Here is a 26,899-nt window from a genome sequence, read left to right on the forward strand (position 1 = left end):
AACAAATGTTTTAAGCCAATTTTTGCAATTCTTGCGGCACTTGATAAGCCCATTGCGTAATATTACCAGCACCCAAAAACACCACAAAATCACCGGGCTTAGCAATATCTTTGATCATAGCAGGTAAATCTTCAACACCGCTCACAAAGCGTGCATCACGGTGACCTGCGGTTTTAATTCGCTCAACAAGGCTTTGCGCCGATACACCTTCGATTGGTTCTTCGCCTGCGGCATAAACTGGCGCCACAACAACACGATCGGCATCATTAAAACCAGTGGCAAAATCATCGAACAAATCATGCAAACGCGAAAAACGATGCGGTTGTACAATCGCAATGACATTACCTTTAGTTGCCTCACGCGCGGCTTTTAACACCGCTTTAATTTCCACTGGATGGTGACCATAATCATCAAAAAATTCAATTCCATTCCAGCTTCCGCTATGGGTAAAGCGACGCTTTACTCCACCAAAAGCAGCCAATCCTTTAGCAATTGCTGTATCCATCACGCCAAGCTCATGGGCAACAGCTATAGCCGCAGTCGCATTTGATACATTATGAAGCCCTGGCATTGGCAAAACAAGATCCTTCATCTCAACCGTTTCGCCCGTTTTACGGTTACGAATAATCACATCAAAATGCGAATTTGCACCTTCCATATGATGATTAAGAAAGCGCACATCTGCCTGCGGATTGTTGCCGTAAGTAATAATGCGGCGATCATCAATGCGGCTAACCATAGCTTGAACTTCAGGATGATCAAGACACATAACACCAAAGCCATAAAATGGTACATTTTCAACAAATTGGCGGAATGCTTCGCGCACCGCATCAAAGCTGCCATAATGGTCAAGATGTTCTGGGTCAATATTGGTAATAACCGCAATATCAGCTGGCAATTTTAAAAATGTGCCATCACTTTCGTCGGCTTCCACCACCATCCAATCACCTTCACCCATGCGGGCATTAGTACCATAGGCATTGATGATACCACCATTGATTACGGTTGGATCATAACCACCAGCGTCAAGCAATGTCGCAACCATTGACGTGGTTGTAGTTTTGCCATGGGTACCACCAATCGCGACAGCTTGGCGAAAACGCATGAGTTCGGCCAGCATTTCTGCACGGCGCACTATTGGTAATAGGCGTTCACGTGCTGCCATATATTCAGGGTTGGTCTTTTTAATCGCGGTGGAAACAACGACAACTTCCGCATCACCAAGATTTTTTCCATCATGGCCGATGAAAACCTTAATGCCTTTTTCACGCAAACGTATCACATTGGCATTATCACTTTGGTCCGAACCCTGCACTTGATAGCCGAGATTATGCAACACCTCGGCAATGCCACTCATACCTATACCGCCAATACCGATAAAATGAATAAGGCCAATATTAAGCGGCATTTTCATGCTTGTTCTCCAATTTGCTTGTCTGTTGTTCAATTTCTTTTTGTTTTATCTCAGCGATTGTCTTTTTTGCAATTAAGCCTTCAGCCAAATCAGCTAAACTTTGCGTTGCCTGTACACGTCCTGCTTGATGTGCTGCAGCTGCCATCGTTACCATTAGCTTTGGATCATCAAGTGCGCCGGTTATAATTTCAGCCATAACATCTGCATCAATATTCTTTTGCGCTAATACCTTAACGCCGCCAGATGTTGCAAGGGATGCGGCATTTTCTGCCTGATCATGATCAAGTGCATAAGGATAAGGCACCAATAAAGCTGGCCTGCCGATAGCGGCAATTTCTGCAACTGTCGATGCGCCAGAACGCGCTATTATAAATTGAGCATTAGCAATACGCTCTGCCATATTATCAAAAAAGCTAGCAATTTCAGCTTTTATGCCCAAATCAGCATATGCTTGCGTTACCGCTTCAATATCTTGTGGTCGCGCTTGTTGCGTCACTAAAATAGAATTACGCTTAGTTTCATCAATAAGCTTTAAGGCTTGCGGCAAAATTTCAGAAAAAAAGCTTGCACCTTGACTACCACCAAAAACAAGTAAATTAAAAGGCGCACCAGCTTCAACTGCTTTATAAGGTAGTTTGGCAGCATCTATTACCGCTGGCCGCACGGGATTACCGGTTACAATAATCTTTGAGGCAAATTCACCTTCTTGGGGTAAAAAACCACCGGCAATGGCTGTGACCTTGCCTGCTAAAAAGCGATTTGCTCGCCCCATGACCGCGTTTTGCTCATGAATAAGAGTTGGAATTCCCATGGAGGATGCAGCATAAAGTGGAGGAAGTGTTGGATAACCGCCAAAACCACAAACCAAAACCGGCTTTAAGCTATGTAATAATTTACGCGATTGCCGCACGCCCTTGAGCAATTGCCAAAGCGTTTTAATAATGGCAATTGGATTTTTACCCTTGATAGTAGCAGAATTAATAACATGGACATGATCTGCATCAAAAAAACTAACAAAGCGTTGCGCACGACCATCGGTTAAAAGATGCACGTCATAGCCACGCATTTGTAGCTCTGCCCCTAAAGCTTCAGCCGGAAATAAATGGCCACCAGTGCCCCCTGCTGCTAAAACAATTTTGCCTTTTGTCATCTTATCATGCTACCGTTTTTGATAAATTCATTCGTGAGTAATATTGTGACATACGCGCTTCTGGACGCTTTCTGGTTAATGCCAATAAAAAGCCCATAGTAATACCAATCGCTACAAGAGACGAACCACCATAAGAAATAAATGGCAAGGTCATACCTTTGGGTGGCATAAGATGCAAGTTCACCGCAATATTAATAATCGATTGCACGCCAAACAACATTGCTATACCAGCAATTGCAAAGCAAGTGAATTTATCTTGTTCTTTTGAAGCAATATAAAGTGAACGGATCACGATAAAGCCAAATAATGCAACAATAAGAACACACAGAATAATTCCGTATTCTTCCGCCGCAACAGAAAAAACAAAGTCCGTATGCGCATCAGGCACAATCCGCTTTACTGTACCTTCGCCAGGTCCCTGCCCAAACCAACCACCATTAATAATTGCTTCGCGCCCCACATCAACCTGAAAAGTATCACCTTCGCCATGCAAAAAAGCATCAATTCGCTCACGTACGTGATGAAGAAGCATATAAGCACCAAAACCGCCGAAAATAGCAAGGGCAATAAAGAAAAGTACCACGATCCATGGAATACCGGCAAGGAAGAACAATCCTCCCCATGCGGCAGTAATAAGAATCGTTTGGCCAACATCGGGCTCACGCACTAATAATGTCGCAGTTATAATAAAAAGCGCAATTGCTGATGTGTAACCAGGTATTTTATTTTTTTCACCATGCTGAGCAAAAAGCCAAGCTGAAACAACAACAAAGGCTGGCTTCATAAATTCTGATGGCTGAATGGTCACTCCAAGCATTGAAATCCAACGCTTCGAACCTTTGATCTCTATACCTATAACCAACACAGCCACCAATAGCACCAATGAGACACCAAGCAAAACAATCGCTGCGCGGCGTACATTATAGGGCGAGAAAAAGGATATGGTGATCATCACAACAAAAGCGGGGACGATATATTTTATATGCAATTTCACAAAATGAAAACTGTCGGCAATACCGATGCGGCTTGCAATTGCTGGACTTGCGGCAAAGGATAAGAACACGCCAAGTCCCATCAACATCAGACAGGCGGCAAGAATTGAGCGGTCAATGGTCCACCACCAATTTGCAACTGCTCCACGATCAACGCGACTGACCATGCTATTGCTTCCTTTTTCTTTGCGTCTTTTGTTGCTTTATATTACAAAACAACAAAAATTAGATTGCCACTTTTTCCTGAAATTTTTAAAATTAGGAAATTTTATTGCAGCATAAACGCAAAGAAATAGAGAATAGTTAATATTTTTAAAAATTTTGGTTAAGCACAATTATTTTTAAATTAGCGCAATATTGTATTTTGCACTAAATCCCTAAAAGCATCACCCCGTGCACTATAATTGGCAAATTGGTCAAAGCTTGCACAAGCAGGTGACAATAAAACAGCTGCAATTGCATCTGAGCCACTTTGCGCCTCTATTTCAGCTTTAGCAAGTGAAGCATCAAGGGAGGCCTGCTCTATAGCTTTTTCAAGGGTTTTGCTCATTACCACATCTATGTTATCGCCAATAGTTTGCGCAAATCCTGTTGCCGCTTCGCCGATTAAATAGACTTTGCGAATTTTCGGGAAAAATTCCTTTAAGGATGAAATTCCACCTTCTTTAGCAACGCCCCCTGCAATCCAATAAATATGATCAAAGGTTGATAGGGCTGGTGCTGTCGCCTCGGCATTGGTTGCCTTGCTATCATTGATAAAGACAACATGATCTTTACGGCCCACCTCTTCCATACGATGGGCAAGCCCTTTAAAAGTTGAAATGGCAGCTGCCAATTTTTTTTCGTCAACACCGATTGCTACACATGTAGCCAAAGCAGCAAGGGCATTTTGCGCATTATGAACGCCGCGCAAAGAAACAATGCCGATCAGATTGGTAATTTTTTGTTGTTCTTTATGGCCAGCTCTAAATATATTGCCATTTTCTGCAAACCAACCATTGTCAATGTGCCGCTTGGTTGAAAATGGTATTAACTTATTTTGACGCTCCAAAACGCGAATAGCGATTTTTTCGCAAAAAATATCATCGATTGAAACAACGGCAATATTTGAACCTTTTATCAATCGTTCTTTAACTGCAGCATAATGTTCAAAAGTACCATGACGATCAATATGATCTGGAGTGAGATTTAACAAAATACCAATGGTGGGATTAATTGAGGGCGTAAGATCTATTTGATATGATGAACACTCAATGACATAGCAACGCTTTTTTTCAAAAGGCTCAAGCGATAAAATTGCGGTGCCAATATTGCCACCCATTTGCACATCATAGCCAGCTTCTTGAAGCAGATGGGCAATAAGTGCCGTTGTGGTTGATTTACCATTAGTACCAGTAATGGCAATAAACGGACAATCTTGCGATGATAAATGATTGCGCAATAAAAATGCATTGCGCTCGCGCACAAATAATTCAATATCGCCAATAATTTCAATATTGTTTGCTTTAGCTATTTGCGCGGACCAATGGGGCTGAGGATGGGTTAGTGGTACACCGGGCGCGAGAATAAGCGCTTTTATCTCACTCCAATCAATGAAATGTAAATCACCTGTCGTAATACCCTCTTGTTTTGCCCGTTCAACACTTGCAAGATTGTCATCAAAAGCAATAACCTTGCTGCCGCCAGCAATCAAAGCTTTAGCGGTTGCAATACCAGAGCCACCAAGACCGAAAAGGGCTACTTTTTCACCTTTAAAACTAGAAACCGTAATCATGAAAACCCCATTTGATATGATTTTGATTAAACTACGCTTATCGCAATTTTAATGTAGCAAGGCCAATTAAGGCAAGAACAATAGATATTATCCAAAACCGGATAACCACTTGGCTTTCAGTCCAACCTTTTTTTTCAAAATGGTGATGGATAGGTGCCATCAAGAAAACCCGCTTGCCGGTTAGTTTAAATGAGCCAACCTGAATAATAACCGATAGAGCTTCCATAACAAACACACCACCAATAATCACCAAGACAATTTCATGCTTTGTGGCAACTGCAATGGCACCAAGCATACCGCCAAGCGCAAGCGAGCCAGTGTCACCCATAAAAATGGCAGCAGGTGGCGCATTAAACCACAAGAATCCAAGACCTGCACCGATCACCGCCCCTAACAGCACTGCAAGTTCGCCAGTACCAGGCACATAATGAATCTGCAAATAACTAGCAAAGCCAGCATTACCCGATAAATAAGCAATCAAAGCAAAGGATGCGGCTGCAACCATCACTGGTACGGTAGCAAGCCCATCTAACCCATCAGTAAAATTGACGGCATTGCCAGTGCCCACCATGACAAGGGCTGCAAAAGGAATAAAGAACCAACCAAGATTGAGCATGTAACTAACAAAAGGAAAGGCAAGACCACTGCTACCCGCACGCATAATGACATAGGCAGCAATTGCGGCAATCAACGCTTCGAGACTCAACCGCGCTTTGCCAGAAAATCCTTTATCGGTTTGCTTGGTAACTTTTAAATAATCATCATAAAAGCCAATCAATCCAAAAGATAACATGACAAGCAATACTGTCCAGAAATAAACATTGTGTAAGTTACCCCATAATAGGGATGATACGACAACACCAGTCAATATCATCAAACCGCCCATGGTAGGGGTACCTGCTTTTTTAAAGTGAGTTTGCGGTCCATCAGCACGAATAGGCTGACCGCGCCCTTGTCGCAGACGCAAGGCTGCAATAATGCTAGGGCCAAATAAAAATACGATCATTGCTGATGTTAAGGTGGCCGCACCCGTTCTAAACGAAATATACCGGAAGACGCCAAGACCTGGAATTCTACGCAATCCTTCTGGAAGCCAATCAGGCAAATTCATCAAAAAATCAGGCAAATACATAAACATGGCGGCGGCCTTTATTAAACAACCGATTGAATGCAAACGGCAATAATATGGTTATAAATCTTGTTACGAATGAAAAAACTCATTCGTCTTTCACAATGTCATATAATAAAAGTGGTTAATTTTTATTATCAAAAGCATTTTTAATTAAGGGATAGCAATGCTTGAACGATTTTTGCAGAACCAATGCCGTTAGATGATTTTATCATAATGACATCATCTCCATGAAGCTCGGCTAAAACAAGCGGTTGTAATTGTGCAATAGTTTCTTGCCAAATAACTTTTTGAGATGGCGCGCCACTTACCTCACCATCATTTTCATGTTCGAATTTCTCGGCTAAGGCTTTCATCTCGTTACCAACCAGAAAAACTACATCAACCTTGGCATCTTTAATCGGCACGATTAAATCTTCATGAGATTTCTGCGAAAAACGCCCTAATTCCAACATATCGCCAAGCACGGCAATGCGCCTGCCCTGATTTTTAGGTTGGCAATTTTTGAGCAATAATAATGCTGCCCGCATCGAGGTAGGGTTAGCATTATAGCTTTCATCAATAAGGGTAATTAAATCACCATTGGCATTTTTTAAAATATGCCGCGCACCGCGCCCACTCTCAGCTTGTAAAGAGCCAAGCGATTGACCAACCTTTATAAGATCAAGCTTCAAAAGATCACATATTGCAATCACTGCCAGCATATTTTGTACGATATGACGACCGGGTACGCCAATAGTAAGCGATAAGCTTTTCTTTGGTGTCTCTATAGTAATATCAGAATTTTGGGCGTTTAAAGTGACTTCACGCAATTGGTAATCAGCTTTTTTATTTTCGCCAAAACTTAAAATTGAGCTAATGCCAGTTTGTTTCGCTTTATCAACAAGATAAGCGCCAAGATCGTCATCTATGTTGATAAGTGCATTACCACCTTGAATAATGCCTTCAAATATTTCCGCTTTAGCATCAGCAATTGCTTCAAGTGAAGAAAAATACCCCATATGGGCCGCACCAATTCGCGTAATTAACGCAATATGCGGCTTTACCAATTTTACCAAAGGCCTAATTTCATTTTCATGATTCATGCCAATTTCAAAAATGCCGAAATCAATATTTTGCGGCATTCTTGCTAAGGTTAGCGGTACCCCCCAATGATTATTAAAAGATGCAGGATTGGCGTGAACACTGCCAAAACCACTTAACACATGACGCAAAGCTTCTTTGGTGGTGGTTTTCCCAACCGACCCAGTAATAGCAATAATTTTTGCCTTGCTGCGCAAACGGGCAGCCTCGCCTAATCGCTCCAAGGCTTTTAAAACATCATCAACAATTAAAAGCGATTTTTGAAATTCTTTGGCCAATAATTGCATATCTTGGCTATGCGGTTCATCAACTACTAAAATCGTTGCACCATTTTCAAATGCGCCTTTGGCAAAATCATGACCATCAAACTTATCGCCCGCAATAGCAAAAAAAGCATCACCCTTTTGCAAACTGCGGCTATCAATGGAAATACCAAAAATATCATTTGAAAATTCGCCAAAAACGCTGCCGCCAATCGCTTCATAAAAAGCTTCTTTACTCCAAAGCGGTGCATTCAATTCTTGCGTGCCATTCGATTCTTGTGGTAATGTGGAATTCATCGGCTACGAGCCTCCAATGCGGCATGGACTTCGGCATGATCTGAAAAAGGCAATACCTTACTACCAATAATTTGCCCCTCTTCATGCCCCTTACCCGCAATAATCAGTGTGTCCCCTGCCCCCATAAGAGCCACCCCTTCACGGATAGCTGCGCGACGATCACCAATTTCGATAGCATTGGTTGCGCCTTTCAGTATTTGCCGACGAATATCATCGGGATTCTCCGAGCGCGGATTATCATCGGTAACAATGACAATATCAGCAAGATTACTGGCAATTTCACCCATAATCGCTCTTTTACCCTTATCGCGATCACCACCACAGCCAAAAACAACAATGACTTTACCTTTGGTGAAAGGACGCACAGATTTTAAAACATTATCCATAGCATCGGGCTTATGGGCGTAATCAACATAAACCGCACCACCATCGCTGGTTGTACCGACAAGATCGAGCCGACCCGGTGCGCCTTTAACACGCTCCAATGCACGAAAAACTGCCGCACCCGGTACACCCGTCGCAATGGCGATACCTGCCGCAACAAGGGCATTGGCTATTTGGAAGTCACCCGCTAATGGCAATAAAATTTCATAAATTTCATTGTCATATTCAATTTCGGCATATTGGCGATAACGTTCATGTTCTACCCGCTTAATGCGGATGAATGAACCTTTGCGCCCAACGGTTAAAACCTTGCGTTTGGCGCGAACCACATGTTCAATAGCTTTTTCGGAATATTTATTATCAGCATAGATAATGGCTGGTGCATCCATGGGGAGTAACGTATTAAACAACCGCATTTTTGCGTTAAAATATTCTTCTAAATTGGCATGATAATCCAAATGATCGCGGCCAAGATTGGTAAAGGCGGCAGCACTTAAACGAACGCCATCCAAACGCCTTTGATCAATACCGTGCGAAGATGCCTCCATCGCAAGATGCGTTACGCCTTCGTCATTAAGCTCTTGTAAAACACGGTGCAATTCAACCGGCCCCGGTGTAGTGAGAGCTGCATAGCGGCTAATTTTAGGAGAAAAAACACCAACAGTGCCAATACTTGCACCGGCAAAACCTGTATCCCACCAAATTTGTCGCAACAGTGAAACAACGGATGTTTTACCACTCGTACCGGTTACTGCAGTAATAACTTCCGGTTGGCGTGGATAAAAACGCGAAGCAGCCATGGCCAATGCATGGCGCACATCGTCAACTTCAAAAAAAGGAATGGGAATTTTAGCACTTTGGCTACGCTTTTCACTAATAACCGCGCTAGCACCATGCTTAATGGCATCACTAATAAATTGCTGGCCATCTCCTGCATTGCCTTTTAAAGCAAAAAACACATAACCTGGCAAAACTTCGCGAGAGTCAGCTGTAAGGCCAGTGATATTAATTGTTGGAGAAATATCTCTACTGCCTAACAAATCTGCGAGCTTCATATTCTGCCCTTTCCCAAAATGGCTTCTGCATAAAGCAGGATTTAGTTATCCTATAGTGCTTATATCTTAAAATCAAAAAACTGCACCTTATAAGCACTTTAAATCACTATTTTTACCTAGCCAATCTTTATATTATTGCTCAGAACTACCCAAAATACGCCCAAAAGGCATAATTCCATTACCATTATCTGTCAGTTTATATTTATCAATATAAACATATAGCAGCATTTCATTACTATAATCTAGTGCATTTTTCACTTATGTTTAATTGTAAAAACACTCTAGATATTTGGTTTTTGTATCTTTACCATTCACCATCAGTATTACTTGAATATTGACAATCAATCGATCTAACCAACTGCTTTTATTGTCATTTCTATAAATACATTTAATGTTTTTTGTGTCTTAGTCAGGTAAATTGCCTGAAACATCACCTGCCGCGAGGATCGGCGCGCTTTCTTCCATAAAATCTGGCGAAATTCCTAAAAACGAAGCTGATCGTGTTATGATATTTGCCGCCATTGGTCCAGCATTTAGACCAGCAGTCGCGGTAAATTTACCTTCTTCTGGTTGCGGTTCGTCAATAATTGTTAGCACCATATAGGTTGGATCATCCATTGGAAAAGCAGCAAGGAAAGAATTAAAGCGCTTATTCTTGGAATATTTACCGTTTACAACCTTTTCAGCCGTGCCCGTTTTACCGCCAACACGATAGCCTTTTACGGCTGCACGACGTCCCGAACCAATATCGGCATTCAGCTTATAAAGGTAACGCATATCACGGCTTGTTTCATCGCTAACCACTTTAGTCGAATGCTCAAGCGCCTCTGCTTGATTGCGCTTCAAGAAGGTTGGCTCAATCAAATGGCCACCATTCATTAAAGCTGAAGCACCAACTGCAGTTTGTAGCGGCGTCGTCATCATGCCATGTCCAAAAGCAATGGTCATAGAATGAACTTTTTTCCAAGTGCGTGGTTCAACAGGACGCGCCACTTCTGGTAATTCGGTTGTCATGCGATCTAAAAGACCTAAACGCTTCAAGAATGCACGGTGCCCCTCAATACCAACCGTATCGGCTTCACGACCTGAACCAATATTGGACGAATAGATAAATACCTCCCATAAAGCGAGTGGGCGATATTTACCGTGGAAATCGCGAATGGTTTGGTGACCAAAACGCAAAGGCTTTGATGCATCAATCATCGAATTTAAACGAAACTTGCCTGAATCAAGCGCCATAGCAGTGGTGAAACTTTTAATGGTTGATCCCATTTCAAAGGTACCGGCGGTCATGCGATTAAGCCGATCTTTTTCCAAAGCATTGACTGGATTATTCGGATCAAAATCAGGCATAGAGGCTAAAGCAATAACCTCGCCCGTTTTAACGTTTAATACAACCGCACCCGCGGCAATCGCCTTATATCGTTCCATCGCCTGTACGAGTTCATCGCGCACAATTGATTGCACGCGGATATCAATTGAAAGCTTAACTGGCTCCAATGACGATGGATCAGCAAGCCCAGCCGCACGCAAATCACTAAGACCAGCATTGTCGATATATTTTTCCATACCGGCAATACCCTGATTGTCGATATTAACTAAGCCTAAAATGTGCGATGCAGCAGGTCCTGATGGATAAAAGCGCCGCGTTTCCATTCTAAAGCCGACACCAGGAATGCCAAGCGCCATAATGTCTGATTTTTGCCGCGGCGTTAATCCACGTTCAATCCAAGCAAAACCAGTATCACGACGCAATTTTTTATAAGTAGTTTCCCAATTAAGGTTTGGCAAAACCGTTGATAAAAGTTCAATCGTTTCATTGGCATCAATTATGCGACGTGGCTCAGCAAAAAGCGAATATGTTTTAATGTCAGTGGCGAGCAATACCCCATTACGATCTACAATATCAGGCCGCGATGTCATATCAAGCTGGGCAGGACCACGCGCTTCTTCTATCTCACCACCTTGTTGACCATAAAGGTAAAGCTTCCCACCAATAACCGCATAGACCCCCATAAAACAGGCAGCAACAAAAAACATGCGACGACTGGTACGCTTTGCATCGGATGCATGTTTTTCTAAAACTTCAAACTTAGTTAAAGGAGCTTTTTTCCGAAACAAGAAATTGGTTAACTTCATGGCTTTACACTCCCGGTCTTTATCGTATCGCTGTTTTGACCAAGTTCCCCAGCTAGTAATTCTTCACTATTCATGATGAGCTTTTCAATTTCGTCAGGCAAGCGTTCTGGAATATCATTTGGCTTAACGATCTGGCGCGGTTCGATTGTTGCCAAATTTAGTCCATCCTTATATTGCTCGGCAAGACGCATCATACGAGTAGGCGTTGTCATCATTGCCCATTCTGCTTTTAACAAAGCAAGTGTATCTTTTTCAGCACTAATTTGTCGCTCGATACGACGCACTTCAGCATAACGCTTTAACGCATCATATTTTACCTTATAAGTTATGGCAGCAGCCAAGACCATAATAGCAACCATTATAATATGAGATGTGCGAAAAACAGTCATCGCGAATGTCCTTTTAGTGGCGCAAGATCTGCAAGCTGAAAAATGGCCATATCGTTATCATAGGCAGGATTATCGGTGCGCACCCCGACCCGTAATTTTGCTGATCTCGAACGCGGATTTATATCAATTTCCGCTTCACTTGCTGCCATTGCACCTTTAAACAACGGTTCAAATGAGGGCAAAAGATCCGAACTATTAGGCATATGGCGCGACTGTGGTCGTTTACCTGAACGATCGGCAAAGAAGCGCTTTACCATACGATCTTCTAGCGAATGGAAAGTAACGACAGCCAACTTGCCACCTGGCTTTAAGATTTGCTCTGCCCCCAATAAGGCTTTTGCAAGTTCACCAAGTTCATCATTAACATAAATACGAAGGGCCTGAAAAACGCGAGTAGCTGGATGAATGGCATTAGGTTTACGTCCAATTGACGCTTCAATCGCCTTTGCCAAATCACCCGTGCGCGTAAAAGGCGTTGTCTCGCGTCTTGCCTCGATCATACGTGCAATCCGGCCTGCTTGGCGTTCTTCTCCCAAAAATCCAAAAATACGCGCAAGATCACCAGCCTTTAAACGGTTAACCACATCGGCAGCACTTACGCCTTTTTGTGACATACGCATATCAAGCGGCCCATCTTTTTGAAAAGAAAATCCGCGTTCGGCTTCGTCTATCTGCATCGATGAAACACCAATATCAAGAACGACCGCATCGACCTTTTTGTCAACAACTTGTGCGATATTAGAAAAAGCCGTTTCAATCAACGTAAGCCGTCCATTATATTGATCTAGCAATGTTTTTGCACCAGCAATGGCATTTGGATCACGGTCAAGCGCTATGACATTTGCGCCTTTTTCTAAAAAGCCACGCGAATAACCTCCTGCTCCAAAGGTACCATCAACAATAGTTGTCCCTTCAAGTGGTGCGACACTATCGCAAACTTCCTTTAGCATTACAGGTATGTGACGCTCATAACCTTCAGTCATCTTTTGCCTTCGTTGCTTTTTAAACCCATACAACCATGAGGAGACCTCTCCAAGCTGATTTGGTTACATTTTGCGCCATTATGCTTAACGAATTATTAGAAAGACCATGAAAAATGTTAATTTAAAAAATTAATTAGTGAATTCTTTATCATTCATGACTTCATTCACGTGCATCATTAATTACTGAGATTAATGCACGAGGATTATTAAGGTCGGGACTTAAAAGTATATTATCAAGACCATTGTATAGGGCTTAGCCAACTTTTTAATAAATTTCTTATAGTCGGATGGAAATTTTATATCTGTTTCCATCTCATACTGCTTAATTAAATTATCATCTGGTATAGGCGGTACAATCGGTGTTTTAATATTCTTTTTGTTTAATTTATCTAATTATTTATCTAAATCATATGACATATTTTTACCTCAAAAATCTTTTGCTCTATTCTTCCAGGATTAATGAGTTTTGAGTCTAGGACATTCGAGCACAAGCATTATAGAACAAGTCCATGCAAGATTTTTACCAGATTATTTAAGATCCACTGAAAATACATTGAAAAAAAGCGAGGTTTGATCTTAACAGGTTCGGTGAACCTTAAGAGAACTTATTTTTAAAATTAAGTAATTGATTTTATGGTGCTGTGAGGGAGGATTGAACTCCCGACCTCTCCCTTACCAAGGGAGTGCTCTACCACTGAGCTACCACAGCATTTTGTTGTGGGCGGTTCTTGCCATATCAAAACAATTTGTGCAAGCTTATATTATCATTTTTTTCTAATTTTTTTATTTTTTTTAAGTTTATTGCTAAAATTATACACAAGCTAGGCATTTGCTGACAGCTTATTTGGGAACTAAAATTAAATTATTGGTTAAGTGTGGAATCACTAAACCAAAATTAAGGTTGAATTGAAAACAGAATAAACAGAAATATTGTTTTCTGCCGATACAAGGCCTAGCTGCCTTGGACTTTAGTGAAATTAGTTTGGTTTAAGTGCCAAGAATCAGCAAGGCTAGAAAAAAGGCTATTCAAAATACATGATAGGCAACATGCTTTTATTTTTCCAAAATCTAAAAATCATTCTTTTAAGCCTTTCTTATCATTTTTTGAAGTGATTTATAAATTTTTAACATAGATTCAATAGGTTAACTTATGTTTTTTTAATAAATAAAATGCTTTAACTCATTTGATAACCTTGAATTTCAAGAACAGATTTTGAGAGTGTGGCGCATAATTAAAGCAGCCATTAATTATTAAAATAACAAGTTATCAAAATGAGTGTGGATTACGAATAATATTTGCAGCAAGTTGATAACTAACCCGTCTGCCCATAGCATCAAATTGGCTGGTAATAAAATAGACTTCTATTTTAATAATGGTTTATAAGAAAAAAATATAGAAAATAACAGCCAATTTTAATCAGAATTGATTGCTCTCAAAAACGTTGGTTCGTCTCCAACAATGACTTGAGCATCATACTCCGTATCTTCAGGAAATTGTAATATAGAATTTAAAAAATCTTCCGGTGGGTAGTATTGGTGCACATCAATATAGTGGTATATTAAACTCGGAGAAATATAAAAACAATTTTTATCAATTGTCGATGGTATCAATATTTCTACATGTGATAGGTTTATATCACCCAATATAATTGGTTTACCCCAAGGATCACTCGGTGTTCGTTTACATAGAGGACATAAATTTAAGCCTCGCGTAACAAAAGCGATTATATTAATATTATTAAATTCACCTCTTATCAATTTTTCTAATTTCCGTTTCACTTCAATGTGAACATTACCTTTTTGAAATGAATTATCATTTAGCCAACCGATATTTAATATTATATTTCCATCATCACTTTGAAATCTATATGCTGATAAGTCTTTATATTCCATTGTAGCATCCTATTTTGCCTTATCTAAAACTTCGGTACACGCTGCCCATACATAACGGCCAGGGCCATTTTCTTTTATGATATCACTTAGCCACTTTGGTTGAGATGTCGTTATAAAATTATCACCACTATAAACCAGCTTGTCTCCGGGAAATAGCCTATAATCGTATATTTCTTTTCCCGGTAAATGAGTAACTAAGCCATCAACATCTTGTGCAATACGCGTGCCCAAAGATTTTCCTTCTTTTATTAATTCCAATAATCCAGCTGTATCCCCTTGTTCTAAAAATCGACCAGTAGAATTAATTATTTTAGTATTATCCTTCGCCATTGTAATAACTGTATTCGGAGGTACTGTTAATTTTTTTGGGTTAAGTTCTGACCTAGCACCATGACCAGCTATTACTTTTGCCGGTAGTCCCCACGGATCTATCCACACATTAGGGTTATGAACATATCCATTGGGGCGCAGACCACCTGCCAAACCAATTGGATCGGGTGAGATATATTGTGCAGCGAGTGGATCATAATATCTGTAGCGGTTATAGTAAAGGCCATTCTCCGCATCTCCCCATTGGCCTTGGAAACGAATGGGGCAGTTTTGCGCGGCTTATGCTTCAACCGTATCATATTTAAATGCTAAGTTGCCGCGTATTGGTGGTGGATATGGGCTGCGAATATCATTGTCATTATCAGCCTGCCAGATTTTATGAACTGCGCACCAAGGAATTAAAAAGGTGCGGTATTGTGCTGCCCAAACAAGCTTGCCGTCCTCGCTAAATATTTTACGTGGCGTGCCAAGATGATCGTTGACAATGTACAACAGTTCACTATCTGCTGTTTCTTTAGCTATTGCCTAAACGTATTAAGCTCATAATGCTTGTTTGTCGCCTTGTTCCAATTAGCCTCACCACGTGCTTTTAACAGTGTTTCCTAAGTAATCTAACTAGTAATGGCTAGTTTTATCAGGCATATTTTAAAAATTAAATTTAATTCAGGAATGCTAAACTCGTATATCAATATTCGAGGAAATTTTCCAACATTATTTATATGATCTGGATTGGCTCAAAATTTTAACTTTTTTCCATAACTTTTAGTTCAATTTCATTTTACATGTAAGCTGTCCCCAAAGGTCGATTTCCATTTTGAACATAAAACCCAATTTCTCGTAATGGTAAGTCACAAGACGCGCTTCGCCACCATCAACCAGCCATTTGACCGATCTACGTTGCCCAGCTTCATAATTTTCAAACTTTAATGAAAAACCATCAGAATGCTGAACCTTAATCAATAGGCCTTTGCTTATTGTTTTATATGCTTTTTAATTTTTACAATTATGTAAACTTATCAATGCGATATGACATTATCTAAACACTATATTATCTGTCTTATCTCCAAGGTATCGCTACTCGGCGAGTTAGTGGACGTAATTTATCAATATCATCCCAAAGGTCGGGGAAAACAAAAAACTTCAGGTCATCTCGGTTAATTCCAGTGTCAAAATACCGAACAAGACGATCTTGTAAATCTTCGTGTGCCCACATATTAATCATTTCTGTTTTTTCAATAACCTCACGATCTTCTGGAAGTTTTAAATTCCAGTTAATAGCTTTTCGCTCATCAAAATTACTATCCATTTGTAATAATTTACCACCAAGCCAAAACTTATCATAAAATGTGCCGTCATGATAGGGATTGTCAAAATAGATATATGGATCAATCCATCTATAATCTTCAAATGCTTTAACTGCGGCTTGGTCATAATCTAATTCAAGTTTTTCAACGCCCAAATGATTGAAGATAAGTTTTGTTGCAGCAAAAACCCTAAGCAAGGGTTTCACATTTTTAAGACTATCTTTGTGCCATTGACCATCTTTGCTTTTTATATCAAACACCAAAAAGCCAGCAGTTTTTAACGTCATACCAATAGTATAAAGATCATCACGCAATTTCATTGATATGATGATACCTTCTTTATTAATTGTTCTCATAATGTCATCCTGATTTATTCGCCTTTGCTTGATTTAATAGGTGTTGTTCAGCTTTACTTAAATAAGCATCCCTGTTTTTATTGTTTTTGCCAATCAGAATGCTGAACCTTAAGCAATAGGCCTTTGCTTATTGTTTTATATGCTTTTTAATTTTGACAATTATGTAAACTTATCAATGCGATATGACATTATCTAAACACTATATTATCTGTCTTATCTCCAAGGTATCGCTACTCGGCGAGTTAATGGACGTAATTTATCAATATCATCCCAAAGGCCAGGGAAAACAAAAAACTTCAGGTCATCTCGGTTAATACCAGTGTCAAAATACCGAACAAGACGATCTTGTAAACTCTGACTTGACCACATATTAATCATTTCCGTTTTTTCAATAACCTCACGATCTTCTGGAAGTTTTAAATTCCAGTTAATAACTTCGCGCTTATCAAAATTGCTATCCATTTGTAATAATTTACCACCAAGCCAAAACTTATCATAAAATGTGCCGTCATGATAGGGATTGTCAAAATAGATATATGGATCAATCCATCTATAATCTTCAAATGCTTTAACTGCGGCTTGGTCATAATCTAATTCAAGTTTTTCAACGCCCAAATGATTGAAGATAAGTTTTGTTACAGCAAAAACCCTAAGCAAGGGTTTCACATTTTTAAGACTATCTTTGTGCCATTGACCATCTTTGCTTTTTATATCAAACACCAAAAAGCCAGCAGTTTTTAGCGTCATACCAATAGTATAAAGATCATCACGCAATTTCATTGATATGATGATACCTTCTTTATTAATTGTTCTCATATTGTCACCCTGATTTATTCGCCTTTGCTTGATTTAATAGGTATTGTTTGGCTTTACTTAAATAAGCAGCCCTGTTTTTATTGTTTTTACCAACTGGGTTTTGTTTGTTTGCAGTTCCTTCTAAACCACCAGCTTCTTCAAACTTTATCTGTTCCAATCCTCGGGCAATTTGTTTTCCCTCCCCATCATAGCCTTTATAAATGCCTTTTGGAGGCTCACCGCCGAAACGAGAGTAATTACCGCTATATCTATATTTTATAACCTCTTCAGGCGTATGGTCGCCTGGCATACTGGCATATCCAACATATGGCTTACCTGTAGCAACATCAATATCTGTATAAGTAACATGGGTTACTGTGGCTTCGTTACCTGCCAACCCCCACGGATCTATCCACACATTAGGGTTATGAACATATCCATTGGGGCGCAACCCACCTACCAAACCAATTGGATCGGGTGAGATATATTGTGCGGCGAGTGGATCATAATATCTGTAGCGGTTATAGTAAAGCCCATTCTCCACATCTTCCCATTGGCCTTGGAAGCGGATGGGGCAGGTTTGCGCCGCCTCAGCTTCCACCGTGTCATATTTAAATGCTAAATTGCCGCGTATAGGTGGTGGATAGGGGCCACGGATATCATTGTCATTATCTGCTTGCCAGATTTTATGAACAGCACCCCATGTGCGATATTGTGCAGCCCAAACAAGCTTTCCATCCTCGCTAAACATTTCACGTGGTGTGCCAAGGTGGTCGTTGACGATGTAGAATAACTTGCTATCAGGCGTTTCCTTAGCAATTGGCCTAAATGTATCAGGTTCATAATGCCATTTGGTGGCATTGTTCCAATCCGCTTCACCACTTGCTTTTAATGGTGCTTCCTCGGCAATGGTATCACTATTCCATAGATAGGCTATGCCGACGATTGTGTCGTTTGATAGTTCACCACTGCTTCGTTGATGACTATCTTCGTGATAAGCACCACGGTTCTTCTCAATCTCAGTAATTTCGGGTGATTGTGCTAATAGCGCTTTTTGCGCAATGCTGGCATTGATTTTAAAAATACGCCGTCCAAATGGATCATAATGATAAGTCCAGCGTTCCCCCGTTGGGGTTGTGCAACCAATGAGCCGATCTTTTGCATCCCATTGATAATACCAGATTTTGGGGCGAAAGCCATTGCGTGTAACAATCCGCTTGATAATACGGTTACACCCATCATATTCAAGGGCAATATGTTCACCATTGGCGCCTTTGGCATCGGTAATCCGCCCACCTTTAGCTTGTTGCCAATGGCTTAGAATATTATTTTCATCACTAAAGCCAGTAATATTACGTGCAGGGTCATAGTTAAATTGTTCAACCCTACCATCGCTAGAACTTGCCTTGGTAATTTGGCCATTATCATCATAAGAATAATTGGTGTCACCCCAACGTTGATCTTTAATGCTTAGCGGTTCAAAAGCTTTGTTCCAGCTATAATCACGCTTGACTTGAGCGGCGGCCTTAACTGCATCAAACCCACGCAATTGTGCCGCCCTTGCTCCCTCAAGTCCACGACCAAGGGTAGAAAGGGCAAATCCTGCCTCTTGGCTGGTTAATAGCCCTAATGCATCATAGCTTTGATTTAAAGAAAAACCACTGTGAGACTGCCTTTGTGTCTCACGTCCCATAATATCATATTGGAAATCCATCGGCTTATGGTTGCCAATGACCATTTGCGTTAAAGAGCCAAGAGGATCATAATAAAACTTAGCTAAGTTTTGGCCAATTTGATAGCTAACGCGTCTGCCCATAGCATCAAATTGGCTGGTAATTTTACGGCCATTACAGCCTTCTTGTATGATGCGGCCATTTTTATCACGGGTAATGGCAATAACGCTTGAGCCGTTTTCTGCCCGTTTTAATAATTGTCGGCCATCATAATCAAATGAAGTGGTCTCTTGAAGATCACCTTGTGCAGAAAAAGCCTTTTCCAATAATAAAAGGCCGGTTTTATCATAACTATATTCGATAAAACTATTATCAGCATTAATCCGTTTAATGACATTGCCAACATCGTCATAATGATAATAGAAGTTTTGACCAGCAAAATCACATTCACGAATAATGCGCCCTGCAGCATCGCGCTCTAAATGCCATTGGCGTTGCAGCGCATCTTTAACGCAGGTTAAACGCTTTAAAACATCATATTCAAAAGAAAGCTGGCCGCCGCCAGGTTCTTGCATGCCTAAAAGTAGATCAAATGGCCCATAATGATAGGTCCATTGCCGCCCTTGCGCATCTTTTACATAAGATACTTGCCCTTCTGCATCGAATTTCCTTTCAATGACTGATCCATCAGCACGCTCAATCCGCGTTGGTTGATAAAATTCTTTGCCTTTTGAGTGGTCATAAAAAATTCGTGTTAAGTTGCCATCAGGGCTTTGTTCACTGATAACGCGGCCAAAAATATCGCGTTCGAGCCTAACCTTACCGCCATTTGCTAAAATAATTTCAATAAGACGGTGATGTTGATCATAAAAACGCTGTTCTTTGCCGCCATCCGCAAAATGAATAATTGACGGCTGCCCAGCTTGTGTCCATTCTATTCGCGTTTCATGCCCTTCAGCATCAATAGCGCTAATGACATTGCCTGCACCATCATGATCATATTTCCAAGAATTCCCTTCACCATCAACCACCACATTGGGCGATCCAAAATCATTCCAAGCATAATGCGCCCAACGCCCTTCAGCATCGGTAAAATTGATGATATTGCCAGCATTATCATATTGCCATTTGCTGGTATTTCCCGCTTCATCCTGTTGAGATGTTTTAAAGCCTGCACCATCATATTCAAAAGATTTAATTGCGCCAATTGGCGTTTGTTCTTTTAAAATATTTTCATTTTCATCATACCAAAAGCGTTCAAAAACCTCACCGCCACCTGGACGATAGGTGCTAACACGATTTTCCCTATCATATTCAAATATATCATTATTCCAAGGGCCTGTTGTCTCTGTATGAATAACGCGGTCTTCATGATCATAAGTGAAAACAGTTTTAGAGCGGCCTGTTCGATCATTCCATGATTTTAAGCGATTTTTTTCATCATAAGTATAGGTAATGCAAAAAGAATTTTCGCAATCTGCTTTGAGCATATTACCAAAATTATCATAATGATAAGTTACAAGATGCGCTTCGCCACCATCAACCAGCCATTTGATCGATCTACGTTGCCCCGCTGCATCATTTTCAAACTTTAAAGAAAAACCATCAGAATGCTGAAGCTCAAGCAATATTCCTTGTTTATCACGAATAAATTTGATGCTATTGCCGTTTAAATCTTCAATTTTCTCAAGACGGTAGAGACGATCCTTATATTGACGAAAATGTTTCTCGACGCGTCTATCACGCAAGCGCAAATGTCGCAATTGGGGCGCTGAAAGCCTATAATTAGGAAATGCCGCATTGCCAACACTGCCAATGCCATGCGGGCGATCAAAGCCAATGCGGTTGCCTTCTTCATCAAAATATTCAAGTGTATTTTCAGGTGTAACACGAAAAACAACATCAAAAGGTGAAATACGATTGCGCCCTAACGGACCGCCAGCAATATTAAACTGATTGCCGTAATAACGCGTTGCATGCAGCGGTATGGTTGCTTCAATATAAAAATCATCCCATGTCTCTATATATTCCCCACGTGTAATGACAACGGGATCGCCAACTATTGCTTCACCATTCCTCGTCGGATTTGTCGGTTTTTTTATGTACTTTCGTCTCAATATTCTTGGTTTTTTTCCTCCTTTACCACCACCCACCATACCTGCTATTGCCATTGCAGTCACCGCAGTCAAAGCCTCTTTTTCCTCATCGGTTTTGGGAAGGAGAGTAAAATTATTTCGTGCTCTTTCTTGTTCAAATGGTTCAAGATCATAATCAATATTTTTAAATGTCATCATTGCATCATCTAAATCACCATTGAAATTTCTATGCGCATTGTATGACCCCGTATATCTATATACATTGCCATCCCTAGCCATGAAATTGAATATGTGAATTTCGGCAGCATCATTTAAAAAAAAATTAGTACGCAATTCTGCATTTTCATTTATAAGGGAACCAAAATATTCCTCATTGTTTAATACGCCATATTTTTGAGGGTTTTCAAAAGCGTCATCTTTTAATCTTTGGTAATTTTTTATAAAATCAGCATCAAATTTTTCATTATTCATCAACGCTGTTTGTAATTTATTTAATTTATTTTCAAATTCAGGATCAACATTAGGATTTGCTCCTAAAAATCCGCTTCCTGGGTATTGTTTCTTTAAATCATCGTATGCCTTTTTCATACGAGCAGACCATTCTCTATCTGTTTCTCCCGGCTTTTGTTTATATTCGTCTTCTTCATCAGTACTCGCAGCCTGATTTGTAAAAGCTCTTGCACCTGCATTTGCTATAGTGTTGGGATTTTCTCCTTGTTCTCGAGATGAAGTTTCTGTTTCATCATCCTTCTTTTTTTGCTTTTTGTCAGGATCCCAATCTTGAATATCGACTGATTTATCACCCGTGCGTTCTTCAGGAGGAACATAAAAGTCTTTATCAAAGACTTGCTTAGTTATTCCATCTTCTAAAGTATAGTCTAAATATCCAGTTCCTACTTCTCCAGAAAACATCGTACCAGCTGGTAAATTATGGCGATTAGCAAGCATAATATCTAAATCGGTTGGTTTAGTTTCCATAATAACATTATCAAGTACAAAAGGATCTGCATCAAACCCATTAGACATAATGGTTCCCCTTTCTTTAGTATTTTATTTTATTTTTTTGAGCTGCACTACGTTTTTCAACTGCGCCTTTATCTGGTCGATTAATCCATGCAGGATCACCATCACGCACCACTTGCCAACCTTCAGAAAAAACGGTTGAAGACCCTTTTCGGATTGTTGCATATTTTTGGTGGCCTTGGACAACCACCCCCTTATCAATACCTGGTTCATGACCTTGGATCTTTTTTGCCCGTGTATTGACTTGAAAATCCTCTTTTTTATTATTGTAAACACTTTTCGATGTACGCTCACTTGCTTCAAAAGTTACAAATGAATCATAAGCTACAGGCACTTTAGCTGAACCAATCGGGGTTAAACAAACATCTGGCCCAACCGCACTTATATAATTCCAATCGTCCATACGGCCAGAAACAGGTCTAGTTGCCATCAGGTCTCTCCAATGCATCACTATAAATGCCACAATCATCAGGATGAGGCGTTTTCATTTCAATATTATTTGGGGCGTCATCAGAAAAACCCATGATAAGACGTTCTGTTTCATCTTGTTTGTAAATCAATCGCCAAACTAAAAATGCATAATTATCAAAGGGATCGTCTGCTTCGATATCGATTTGCACTGTATCAAGACGAGGCTGGCCACCAAATTCTGTTTCATCAGTTAAATGATAAACTGCATGAACATCGCAATCATTAAAGGTAAAAAACCAATTGCTTTTTATTGGATGAAGATTGACACATTGAACCGTTATCGGAAGTTTTAAAAAGCCATGTCCCCATAGGTTAGAACTTGCTGCATTATTATAAGCAAAGTTGTGATCTTGAGGCCATTTTGGCCAAATATTATCTATCCAATGTTGGTCAAATGTTCCACCAAGAGGACGGCGCGGTAACCACGCACGTTGAATAGCCCCATATCCTACAGGCATATATTGTTTATAGGGATCGTTAATGAGATCATTAGGATCTTCAATCTGGGGGGCAGCAATTTTTTGAGTGTAATCACTCCACTCAGGGTCAATAAAACCTCGGCCTACAGGATTATATTCAAACGCTTCGATAATAGGATTATCATTTTCATCATTTCTTTTATGCACACTACCGCCATATGCATATTCATATCGAATGGGCAAAGAAGTAATAGCTTCAGGCTCAGATAACTCCCAGCCCTCAAAGAGATGTTTATAGTCTCTCCAATTTGCTTTTTCATCATCGGTTAAAGTACGTTTCCATTTCGGTATCCACCATCTAGGACCTGTTACCCGCAATGTTTTTTGAATTTTTACTCCATTAGCATCCATAAGTTCAAAGCCAACATTCCATGCCTTTGTTGGTTGTCCTTTTGGCGAATAAGCCGTTGCATTAACAATGATATCAGTTGATGGTTTATACCCCACCAGATCCGTTGGCTGTTTCAAACTGGAAAAGGCAGGTGCACCAAAGGTCTTTTCTTCAGCATTAATGGCTTCTTGCTCGTCACTTATTTGCAAATTGCTATCATCATCAAAAACATAAGTTGCTTTTAATGCGACAACACCAAATTCTAAACCTTTATTATCAGATTTAGAAAAGCGCAAATGTGTAAATGGTGTTAGGTTCTTGATTTGCATAACAATACTTTAATTGAGATTGATAATTTCACCTTTTTGTTCAATTGGCCCAGAAGCATCGAGAAAAATTCGCGCTCCTTTAAGAACAATCGTTCCATCCGCTTTCATAATCAACAAAGCTTTTGGCGGTATGGGATTATTATTTTCATCCTTTTCAGGACCAACCATAACAGCAAATTCTTCTCCAGCCATGATAGCTCTTGTACTGCCAACTTTTTCCGTATGAACATGGCCAACAGTTGTCACTTTAACTTGTCCCACCTGTTCGGTTGAGCCAATGCCGATGGTATTATTGTCAAACTTTTCGACGGTGGTATTGCGGATACCTTTTTCAATAAGCCCACCAATGATTTGTGATAGGCCTGAGCTTGCCGCTGCCATACCTGCACCACCGCCAGAGCGAAGCCCAGCTTGCGTGGCAACGTTTAACGCACCGCGCAACATATCCATTTTCTCACCAGAACCAGCAAGTGAGGCAAGGGCAGAACCCGCTGATAAAATTTTGCTAAATCCTTCAGTTTCCTTTTGAATGGCTTCTGCACTATCTGATAAAGGCTTAATCATATTTTCAAGGCCTTTTTTCTCTAAGGCTTTTTCAGCTTTTCTATCTTCACCAGCCTGTATTAATTGATCACGAGTTGATAGCTGTTTGGTTTGCTCGCCTTGAGTTGATGATTTTTGTGCCGGTGATTTTAGCATTGGTGCTTGTTCTGTCGCTGCGGCTGATTTTACCGCACTACTACCCTTATCACTGCCAGAGCCAGATTTTGCAGCACTTGCCATCATAGCTTGAGCAGCAATTGCCATGCCTTGTTGTAACAACCCCGCTGATTGCCCCATAAGGCCTTGTAAAACATTACCCAATATGCCTGATGCAGCGCCACCAATGGCACCGATGACGGTATTCATACCGCCGCCAACTTGATGGTTGACGTTATTACCGACTTCAATCGCTTGATTAGCGCCGATATTTTGAATAGCATTGGCATCGATACGCTGTGTCTGGTTGTTCTTAACCTTGATTGTTTGGTCTTTTTCTGCATGCATGAACATGTTTTCTTGACCATTCTCATCCTCAAAGGAAAGCTCGTTAAAGCCACCATTGCCCTTATGCGAATTAGAGCGGATCGCCATTTTGGTCTTATGATCGGGCAATTTATAAGGCGAGACATTCATTTCATGATAGGTACGACCCATAATGATCGGCTGATCGGGGTCTCCCTCTAAGAACTCGACGATCACCTCATGGCCAATACGCGGAATAGCAAGGTTACCATATTCACCGCCACCCCATGCTTGGCTCACCCTTATCCAACATGATGAATCCTCTGCTTTTGGGTCTTTGTGGCGGTCCCATGGGAAGTGAACCTTGACGCGGCCATATTGGTCGGTGTGTATTTCTTCGCCCTCTGGCCCCACAACGGTTGCAATCTGTGGGCCATCGATGAGAGGCTTGCTTGTCTGTGGGGCGCGGTAGGGCAAATGCGATGGCTGCACGGCAAAGGCATTGGCATAGACGGTGGCGTTATCGCTTGCGTTATTGTTGCCTGCAATAGCTAGCCCCATGCGACGGTTTAAGCTCTGGGTGAGCAGATTAGGGCTATGCGATGATGTCGTACCAAAACTTAAGCCCGATAGCGTTGTACCATGCAAGCCCGGTGCAACAATGCCAGTGTCAGCCATGCCGATACCTTGTGCATCCTCACCCCATGCTTGTGGCTGTACGCCCTCATGACGAATGGTGAGGAGCCGCCATTTTTGGTTTAACCGATCATCTGGATGCTCAAACAAGGTAATCGCATGGCCAGTCAGCAAATGCGGCGCATTAGATACACCATAGCCAAGCGACGCATCAACACGGGTTGCTTCTAGCTTATAACGGGTGAAGGCTTTACCGGCACTATCCTTCTTATAGCGACCTGGATAATCATAAAGCTCATAATCATGCTTTTCACCATTGGGGTTAGCGGTGCGCTCCTTATGCTCCTGATTATAAACTGGGTTCTTGAAGGTGTAATCGCGCTGCACAACCGTTGTGGCGCGCAATTTCTCACGATAAGAAAGCGAAGAGCAAAATAGCCCCTTAACTGAACCTGATGATAAGGAATTATATTCAATCTCTTTTAAGCCTGGGCAATCATGCAAAACATTGGGCTTGTCGGAGATGATAAGCTTTAACAGGCCTTCCTTATCATGCTCGAAGTAATAGAAAATACCTTCTTCAGCTAAAATACGCTCAACAAAGCCAAGATGGCTTTCACGATATTGCACGCAATATTCACGGGCATCATGCGACCCTTCATCAATATCCCAAATGACATTGTCAATGCCATGCTCTGAGAACAGTTCTTTAACAATATCGCCAACCTTCTTGGTCTGGAATACACGACAATCAGAACCATGATCCAAACGATAAAGACTTGGCATAAGCACAAGACGATAAGCAGTACGGTGATGACCTCTGTCACCGCGCTCAGCTTCCACCACAACGCCGGAGAAATGACGCAAGGTTTCCATATATTTATGATGTACAGTTAAGGTGCCTGGGCTATCAAGCAAGGCTTGCAAATCAATATTATCATCACTGCTTGACAGCATGACTTCAATCTTTGTCATACCAAAGATCGCTTCGTCAACCGCAAAGGCAGTGACGACAAAGGTGTCATTAGGTGCTTCCTTCATCCAATAGCTAAAGGCAATATCCTGATCTTGGAATTGTTTTGGAAGTTGCATTATTGGATTCATTTTACACTTCTCCGGATGATGT

The 26,899-nt window shown here is 40.9% G+C and carries 20 protein-coding genes, 1 tRNA gene and 1 pseudogene; all 22 read right to left on the reverse strand.

Annotated features, from left to right (window positions below; genetic code table 11):
- Positions 1-10: 10 nt before the first annotated feature.
- Positions 11-1,414 carry a UDP-N-acetylmuramate--L-alanine ligase gene (murC, locus tag N6A79_RS09690; protein WP_268545786.1) on the reverse strand — a complete coding sequence of 468 codons (1,404 nt, stop codon included), beginning with the start codon at positions 1,412-1,414 and terminating at the stop codon, positions 11-13.
- On the reverse strand, positions 1,398-2,564 hold the full coding sequence (gene murG, locus N6A79_RS09695; RefSeq protein WP_268545787.1) for an undecaprenyldiphospho-muramoylpentapeptide beta-N-acetylglucosaminyltransferase: 1,167 nt from the start codon (positions 2,562-2,564) through the stop codon (positions 1,398-1,400). The genes murC and murG overlap by 17 nt, the downstream gene beginning before the upstream one ends.
- Positions 2,565-2,568: 4 nt before the next feature.
- A complete protein-coding gene (gene ftsW, locus N6A79_RS09700; RefSeq protein WP_268545788.1) occupies positions 2,569-3,723 on the reverse strand; it encodes a putative lipid II flippase FtsW in 1,155 nt (384 codons plus the stop codon).
- 179 nt (positions 3,724-3,902) lie between these two features.
- Positions 3,903-5,330 (reverse strand): UDP-N-acetylmuramoyl-L-alanine--D-glutamate ligase, encoded by a 1,428-nt coding sequence (gene murD / locus N6A79_RS09705; RefSeq protein WP_268545789.1) that lies wholly within the window; start codon positions 5,328-5,330, stop codon positions 3,903-3,905.
- Between the two features lie 37 nt (positions 5,331-5,367).
- Positions 5,368-6,441: a phospho-N-acetylmuramoyl-pentapeptide-transferase gene (gene mraY / locus N6A79_RS09710; protein ID WP_262080627.1), complete on the reverse strand. Its 1,074-nt coding sequence runs from the start codon at positions 6,439-6,441 to the stop codon at positions 5,368-5,370.
- A gap of 167 nt (positions 6,442-6,608) precedes the next feature.
- Positions 6,609-8,102: a UDP-N-acetylmuramoyl-tripeptide--D-alanyl-D-alanine ligase gene (locus N6A79_RS09715; protein WP_268545790.1), complete on the reverse strand. Its 1,494-nt coding sequence runs from the start codon at positions 8,100-8,102 to the stop codon at positions 6,609-6,611.
- Complete coding sequence (locus N6A79_RS09720; protein WP_182417432.1) at positions 8,099-9,541, reverse strand: UDP-N-acetylmuramoyl-L-alanyl-D-glutamate--2,6-diaminopimelate ligase; 1,443 nt, start codon at positions 9,539-9,541, stop codon at positions 8,099-8,101. Before N6A79_RS09720 ends, N6A79_RS09715 begins: the two co-directional genes overlap by 4 nt.
- Positions 9,542-9,946: 405 nt before the next feature.
- Positions 9,947-11,680 (reverse strand): peptidoglycan D,D-transpeptidase FtsI family protein, encoded by a 1,734-nt coding sequence (locus tag N6A79_RS09725; protein ID WP_182417433.1) that lies wholly within the window; start codon positions 11,678-11,680, stop codon positions 9,947-9,949.
- A complete protein-coding gene (gene ftsL / locus N6A79_RS09730; RefSeq protein ID WP_182417434.1) occupies positions 11,677-12,069 on the reverse strand; it encodes a cell division protein FtsL in 393 nt (130 codons plus the stop codon). Before ftsL ends, N6A79_RS09725 begins: the two co-directional genes overlap by 4 nt.
- Positions 12,066-13,052 carry a 16S rRNA (cytosine(1402)-N(4))-methyltransferase RsmH gene (gene rsmH, locus N6A79_RS09735; RefSeq protein WP_268545791.1) on the reverse strand — a complete coding sequence of 329 codons (987 nt, stop codon included), beginning with the start codon at positions 13,050-13,052 and terminating at the stop codon, positions 12,066-12,068. The genes ftsL and rsmH overlap by 4 nt, the downstream gene beginning before the upstream one ends.
- Positions 13,053-13,271: 219 nt before the next feature.
- A pseudogene (locus tag N6A79_RS15910) lies at positions 13,272-13,430 on the reverse strand (SMI1/KNR4 family protein); the annotation flags it as partial.
- Between the two features lie 256 nt (positions 13,431-13,686).
- Positions 13,687-13,761 (reverse strand) — tRNA-Thr (locus N6A79_RS09740).
- Positions 13,762-14,465: 704 nt separating this feature from the next.
- Entirely contained in the window at positions 14,466-14,945 is a 480-nt protein-coding gene (locus tag N6A79_RS09745) for a DUF7919 family protein (RefSeq protein WP_268545792.1), read from the reverse strand.
- A gap of 9 nt (positions 14,946-14,954) precedes the next feature.
- On the reverse strand, positions 14,955-15,536 hold the full coding sequence (locus N6A79_RS09750) for an RHS repeat-associated core domain-containing protein (RefSeq protein ID WP_326848773.1): 582 nt from the start codon (positions 15,534-15,536) through the stop codon (positions 14,955-14,957).
- An 18-nt stretch (positions 15,537-15,554) separates the two neighbouring features.
- Positions 15,555-15,767, reverse strand: coding sequence for an RHS domain-containing protein (locus N6A79_RS09755; RefSeq protein WP_268545793.1), 213 nt, complete (start codon positions 15,765-15,767; stop codon positions 15,555-15,557).
- A 270-nt stretch (positions 15,768-16,037) separates the two neighbouring features.
- On the reverse strand, positions 16,038-16,235 hold the full coding sequence (locus tag N6A79_RS09760) for a hypothetical protein (protein ID WP_268545794.1): 198 nt from the start codon (positions 16,233-16,235) through the stop codon (positions 16,038-16,040).
- Between the two features lie 97 nt (positions 16,236-16,332).
- A complete protein-coding gene (locus N6A79_RS09765; RefSeq protein ID WP_268545795.1) occupies positions 16,333-16,935 on the reverse strand; it encodes a hypothetical protein in 603 nt (200 codons plus the stop codon).
- 213 nt (positions 16,936-17,148) lie between these two features.
- Positions 17,149-17,751, reverse strand: a complete 603-nt coding sequence (locus N6A79_RS09770) for a hypothetical protein (RefSeq protein ID WP_268545796.1) — start codon at positions 17,749-17,751, stop codon at positions 17,149-17,151.
- A gap of 4 nt (positions 17,752-17,755) precedes the next feature.
- Complete coding sequence (locus N6A79_RS09775) at positions 17,756-22,525, reverse strand: RHS repeat-associated core domain-containing protein (protein ID WP_268545797.1); 4,770 nt, start codon at positions 22,523-22,525, stop codon at positions 17,756-17,758.
- A 16-nt stretch (positions 22,526-22,541) separates the two neighbouring features.
- Positions 22,542-22,952, reverse strand: coding sequence for a PAAR-like domain-containing protein (locus N6A79_RS09780; RefSeq protein ID WP_268545798.1), 411 nt, complete (start codon positions 22,950-22,952; stop codon positions 22,542-22,544).
- Complete coding sequence (locus tag N6A79_RS09785) at positions 22,942-24,132, reverse strand: DUF2169 family type VI secretion system accessory protein (protein ID WP_263499735.1); 1,191 nt, start codon at positions 24,130-24,132, stop codon at positions 22,942-22,944. Before N6A79_RS09785 ends, N6A79_RS09780 begins: the two co-directional genes overlap by 11 nt.
- A gap of 9 nt (positions 24,133-24,141) precedes the next feature.
- Complete coding sequence (tssI, locus tag N6A79_RS09790; RefSeq protein ID WP_326848734.1) at positions 24,142-26,865, reverse strand: type VI secretion system tip protein TssI/VgrG; 2,724 nt, start codon at positions 26,863-26,865, stop codon at positions 24,142-24,144.
- Between the last annotated feature and the right edge of the window lie 34 nt (positions 26,866-26,899).

The sequence above is a fragment of the Bartonella sp. HY761 genome (genome assembly GCF_026743145.1).
Classification (GTDB): domain Bacteria; phylum Pseudomonadota; class Alphaproteobacteria; order Rhizobiales; family Rhizobiaceae; genus HY038.